The organism is Microbacterium sp. Bi128, assembly GCF_918698205.1.
Window position 1 is genome coordinate 1 of record NZ_CAKKMM010001477.1, and the last position, 1,222, is coordinate 1,222.

Consider the following 1,222-nt stretch of genomic DNA (forward strand, 5'->3'; position numbering starts at 1 on the left):
GCCGTGATGATGTCGGCGTCGACCATTGTGGTTGCCCTGAACGCCCAGTTGCTGCGCAGGCTCAAGCTCAACCCGGCCGCGGTCAGCTGACCTGGTGGAGGCCCCGCTGCCGGAAACCACCCGCCGTGAGTCATCATTCGGGAGATCGTATGCCCGGGTGGGTCCGCGGATGGACGCCCGCGGCGCAGCAGAGCACCGCCGCCGGCTCGTCGCGCCGGCGCACGGCTTCGTCATCGAAATCGGGGCGGGCTACGGGGCCACCTTCCCGTTCTACCCTTCCACGGTGTCCGGCGTGCTGGCCCTCGAACCGGACCCCACGCTCCGCGCGCTGGCCCTCGCCGCCGCCGGCAAGGCGCCTGTGCCCGTCACGGTGAGGGACGGCGTGGCGGAAGCGCTGCCGGCGGCGGATGCCTCGGCCGACGTCGTCGTCTCCAGTTTGGTGCTGTGCAGCGTGGCGGACCCGTCCCTCGCCCTGGCGGAGGTGGTCCGGGTCCTGCGCCCCGGCGGCCTGCTGCTGTTCTACGAACATGTCCGCTCAGCGCACCGCCTGTTGGGGGCCGCCGAAGACCTGCTCACACCGCTGTGGGGCCGGATGGCAGGCGGATGCCACCCGAACCGTGACACCGCAGCCATGATCGCCGCGGCAGGCCTGAGCGTGCAGGGCGTCGAGCGCTTCGGCTTTTCGGTGCTTCCCGGCAATCCGCGGCTGGCCCACGTCCTCGGCATGGCGGGCAAATCCTGACCCCGCCCCGGCACAACGAAGAGGGGCGCCTGCCCCGATGGCAGACGCCCCTCTCATGATTTCGCTCCGGCTGAGCCGGCCTGGATTTGCTAGGCCTTCTTGGGCGGCAGGGCCAGCTTGAAGATCTTCGCCCACGTGGAGCCGACCTGCTTCAGCAGCGGACCCGTGGTGTACGGCAGTCCGTAGCGCTTGCAGATCTCCTGCACCTTCGGCTGCACCTCCGCGTAGCGGTTCGAGGGCAGGTCCGGGAACAGGTGGTGCTCAATCTGGTGCGAGAGGTTGCCGGTCATGAGGTGCATGAACTTGGAGCCGGAGATGTTGGCCGAGCCGATCATCTGCCGCACATACCAGTCACCGCGGGTCTCGCCCTCCACCATTTCCTCGGTGAAGGTGTCGGTGCCTTCGGGGAAGTGGCCGCAGAAGATCACTGCGTGCGCCCACACGTTGCGGACGGCGTTGGCGGTCAGCGTGCCGTAGAGG

At 69.0% G+C, this 1,222-nt stretch carries 2 protein-coding genes; one reads left to right on the plus strand and one right to left on the minus strand.

Annotation, left to right across the window (positions count from 1 at the left end; genetic code table 11):
- Window positions 1–169: 169 nt before the first annotated feature.
- Window positions 170–742: a class I SAM-dependent methyltransferase gene (locus LQV45_RS33810; RefSeq protein ID WP_230012185.1), complete on the plus strand. Its 573-nt coding sequence runs from the start codon at window positions 170–172 to the stop codon at window positions 740–742.
- Window positions 743–831: 89 nt separating this feature from the next.
- On the opposite strand, the gene LQV45_RS33815 is transcribed toward LQV45_RS33810, so the two are convergent.
- The coding region (locus LQV45_RS33815) for an acyl-CoA desaturase (protein WP_230012189.1) at window positions 832–1,222 on the minus strand (391 nt) is incomplete at its 5' end.